The 4238-nt window shown below is 64.6% G+C and carries 2 protein-coding genes; one reads left to right on the top strand and one right to left on the bottom strand.

Features of this window, described 5'->3' with window-relative positions:
- Positions 1-267 precede the first annotated feature (267 nt).
- Entirely contained in the window at positions 268-2715 is a 2448-nt protein-coding gene (locus tag VEK15_05770; GenBank protein HXV60181.1) for an ABC transporter permease, read from the bottom strand.
- Positions 2716-2874: 159 nt separating this feature from the next.
- On the opposite strand from VEK15_05770, the gene VEK15_05765 reads away from it, so the two are divergent.
- Positions 2875-4227: a transcriptional regulator gene (locus VEK15_05765; GenBank protein HXV60180.1), complete on the top strand. Its 1353-nt coding sequence runs from the start codon at positions 2875-2877 to the stop codon at positions 4225-4227.
- The last annotated feature ends 11 nt before the right edge of the window (positions 4228-4238 follow it).

The following is a 4238-nucleotide window of genomic DNA, read 5'->3' as shown; positions in this document are numbered from 1 at the left end:
AATCCCCCGATTCACATCGTGGTCGAGAGGGGGCGCGTCGCTCTCACCGGCGCGGTCCGTTCGGAAGTCGAGAAACGAAAGGCGGAGCACATCGCTCGCTCCACCTTTGGTGTGTTCGGCGTCGACAACCGGCTCGTCGTGGGAAGCTAGCTGCGCTGACGCCATACGGAGGCTCCCACTCGACAACTCGAGGCGGAGCCTCCGCTGGTCGACCTTGGGTCGACGAGGATCCGATTCGAGCGCCGCCTCCGTCGCCTCTGCGACGGGCTACTCGTGGCGAAGCGCGGAGACGGGCTCGATGCGCATCGCCCTCATCGCTGGGACAAAGCAGGCGACGAGTGCAACGGCGAGCAGCACGAGCGGCACGACGATGAACGTCGTCGGATCCGTTGTCGTGACCCCGAACAAGAACGACCCGAGGAGACGCGTCAGGACGAGCGCGAGGACGATCCCCAGAGAAACGCCGATCCCACCGAGCAGGAGGCCCTGCGAAAGCACGAGCTTCAGGATGCGCCGGGTACCCGCTCCGAGCGCCATGCGGAGGCCGATCTCGCTCGTGCGCTCCGCCACGAAGTACGACATGACTCCATACGTCCCCACCGCTGCTAGAGCCAGGGCGAGAACGGCAAACACAACGAGGAGCAGCGTGATGAACCGGGGGCGGGTCAGCGAGTCGGCCAGAACTTCGTCCATCGTGCGCAAACCCGCCAGTGGAAGGGTCGCGTCACGGTCCCACACGACGCGTCGGGTGGTCTCGGCGACCACTCCTGGGGGAAGTGAAGACCGCAGGACGACGTTCATGCTTCTCGGGGCAAAGTCAACGGCTGCCGCCGTTTGCGGATAGAAGAAGTAGACCTCGGTACCCGTCTCCTCCTCGAGGCCCGCCTGCTTCACGTCTTTGGCGATCCCGATGATGGTAAACCAGGGCACGGAGTCGTCGGGCGGTCTGATGCGTCTACCGAGCGGATTCTGATCGGGCCAGAACACCTTGGCCATCGTCTCGTTGATGATGCAAACCGGTGACGCCGTTCCGTCGTCCGAGGAACGAAAACTGCGACCGGCGACGATCGGAATCTTCATCGTCTCGAAGTACCCCTCGGTGACGAACTGCCAGTAGTCGACGTTGAGAGGCGGACCGTCGGGCGTTGGCTTCACATCCTCGAACTGCATGTCGTTGGCGTTCAGGCGACGTCTCGGTGGGAGCCCGCTCATGGTCGTGGCGCTCTCGACACCGGGCACCGAGGAAAGACTGGAAGAAATGTCGCGAACGAAAGCGACCTGGTCGGAGCTCCGCGGATAGGCCGTCTCGGGAAGGTAGATCTCGAACGTCGACAGGCCGTCGGGCTCGAAGCCGGGATCGACCTGCTGCATCTCCCAGAAACTCCTGAGAAGGAGCCCGCAACCGATGACGAGCATGACGGCGACCGCGATCTCGGCTACCACGAGGGAGCGACGAAGGGCCTGGCGGCCCGTGGCGGCCGTCGAACGCTGCCCCCCATCCTTCAGCGAGATCCCCAGGTTTGCCGCGGAAAGGTGTAGCAAAGGTGTGATACCGAAGAGCACACCGGTGACGAGCGACACGGCGAGAGAGAACAGCAGGACATTTCCGTCGAGCAGCACCTCTGCCGCCCGTGGAATGCTGTCGGGATAGGCGGCGAACAAGAGTCGCACGCCCCAGAACGCGAACAGGACTCCAACCACGCCTCCGGCCAGAGCCAAAAGGATGCTCTCGACGAGGAACTGACGAAGCAGGACGAGCTTGCCAGCGCCTATCGCGTTTCGAACGGCGATCTCGCGCTGCCGGGATTCGGCCCGGGCGAGGAGCAGGTTCGCCACGTTCGCCGATGCTACGACCAGCACGAGGCCGACGACCGCGAGGAGCATGAGGAGCGCCGGCCTCGCTTCACCCACGACCTCGTCGCGAAGCTCGGTCAGGAACAGCGGATGGCCCTCGGGGTTTGGCGCATGCGAGCCTCCCGCCTCCTCGCGCCATCGAGACACGAGGTTTTCGATCTCGGCGCTAGCCGCTTCGAAACGTACCCCTTCTGCGAGCCGCCCGACGACGTAGTAATTGTGAGAGGCTCGTCCGGGATAGTCGTTCGGATCGAGAGCCAGGGGAATCCAAATCTCGACACGGTGATCGTCGATGTCGAAACGCGGAGGCATCACCCCGACCACCGTTCTCGAGACACCGTCGACCTCCACTCGGCGCCCGACCACTCTGGCATCGGAGCCGAAGCTCCGTTGCCAGAGCTCATGAGACAAGACGGTGACCGCTTCGACGCCGGGCAAGTCCTCGGCATCGGTGTAGACCCGACCGAGCCGCGCTTCCACTCCCAGCACATCGAAGAGGGACGCTGAGGCATAGCCAGCCGAGACCCGGATCGGCTCCTCCCCGGCCTCGAGACTGGCCTGTCCCGTGTTGTACAGCGCCAGTGACTCGAAAGATTGACTCCATTCCCGCAATTCCCGATATTCAGGCGCCGAGATCCAGAATTTGTCGAATCCCATGGTGGGGAAAGCCGAGTGCGCCATGACCAGCCGCCCCGGTGCACGGTATTCGAGTGGTTTCAACACGACGCCGTTGACGACGCTGAATATGGCGCTGTTTGCCCCGATACCCAGCGCCAGGGTCGCGATCGCGATGGCCGCATAGCCAGGATTCTTGACCAGCGTCCTCAGCGCGTAGCGTAAATCGCTCTTTAGGCTTCCCATCGACTCTCCGTTCGAACTGACTTTTTATTGCGCAGAACTCAGCCTACCCATTGGGTGCTCACATGGCAGAGACGAGATTGCGCCCGAAAAGGTTCGAGCGAAGCCCGATGTCTCGATGCGCAATAGCGCTCCGGCAGTATGTTACGCTCGACCAATCGGATGACGACGCCTCGGGTCCGCTATCGCTTCTCCGAGTTCACGCTCTCCCCGACGAGGCGTCTCCTTCTGAAGGGAAACGACGAGATTCCACTCATCCCCCGATACTTCGATCTCCTCGTCCTTCTCATCGAGCGGCGAAACGAAGCGGTCGCGAAAGAGGAGATTTTCGAGCGGGTCTGGAGCGACGTCATCGTCTCGGATGGAGCTCTGACCCAGGCGGTTCGAATCCTGAGGCGCTGCCTGGGCGACAACGCCCGTGACCCGCGATTCATTCGAACGGTCTCTCGCCATGGCTACCGGTTCGTCTGGGAAGCGGTCGTGGAAGAGCCGGAAACGGGGAAGCCGATTCCTTCGAAGCGAGTCGACGCGCCGCCTTCGAGAGATCGGGCGTTGGAAGCGGCGCTCGAGGAGCTCGCCAAGGCGGCACCTCCGACAACCGACGAGGAGGAGGAGCGACTCTTCGACGCGGCAAACGTCGTGCTCAGCTCCGCTCGCGACGCGGATCTGGTCCGGCTCAAAGGCCTGGCCCGGGCCGTGGTCCGGGACGCGCGCTGGGATCAACCCGAACGAACTCCGGTTCCGCTCTGGGGGCAGCCCGGGTTCTTTTCGGCCATCGTAGCTCTCGTCGAGCTCAGGGTCCGACGGCACGCCGCGATCGCGCGGAGGCGTTGCCTCGGCGCGATGATTGGAGGCGGTCTCTCCGGGCTCGCCGGTGGGCTCACCGGAGCGCTGCTTCTCCGCCACGGGCCTGGAGCGACCGCCGGCCCGAGCGTCCTCGTGGCGCTGCCTCTCGTTGGCCTCGCGGTGGGGGGCCTGGGGGCGCTCGGCGTCGGCTTCGGGCTCTCGTGGGCGGAGGCGCTCTTTCGGTCGAACCGAGGCCTGGCCCTCTTTATGTTCGGGGCCGCGGGCGGCGGCACGGTGGCGGCCCTTGCGCATTTCGTCGGCCTCTATACGGTCGAGGGGCTCTTCGGACGCAACCTCTCTCCCGTGGGAGGAGGCCTGGAGGGGCTGACGATGGGCGGGGCGATCGGAATGGGCTATGCGCTGGCCACGAGGATGCCCGAGGGTGGTATCGCCCGTCCGCGAGGGCGGGCCCGGCTCATCGCGGCTTTGACCGCCGGTCTCGCCGCGGCCCTTGCTGGGGCGCTTCTCGCTACGACCGGGTATCACCTGGGGGCGATGAGCCTCGATCTCATGGCGGAGAGCTTCCCTGGCTCACAGGTCAGCCTCGACCCTCTCGAGAGGCTCCTGGGCAGCTCGATGGGCGTCGCCATCAGCGCCTACGAAGGTCTCCTGTTCGGCTCGGGGCTCGTCTTGGGTCTGACGAGTCGCATTCCCCGACGAGCAGGGTGATGACAAACTCG

The organism is Vicinamibacteria bacterium, assembly GCA_035620555.1.
Classification (GTDB): Bacteria; Acidobacteriota; Vicinamibacteria; order Marinacidobacterales; family SMYC01; genus DASPGQ01.
The sequence above is the reverse complement of the archived record's forward strand: the minus strand, read 5'-3'. Positions and strand labels throughout refer to the sequence as shown.

Bases quoted from the DNA above. Each gene is read 5' to 3' on its own strand.
- VEK15_05765 (HXV60180.1), top strand. From the start codon at position 2,875: ATGACGACGCCTCGGGTCCGCTATCGCTTCTCCGAGTTCACGCTCTCC.
- VEK15_05770 (HXV60181.1), bottom strand. From the start codon at position 2,715: ATGGGAAGCCTAAAGAGCGATTTACGCTACGCGCTGAGGACGCTGGTC.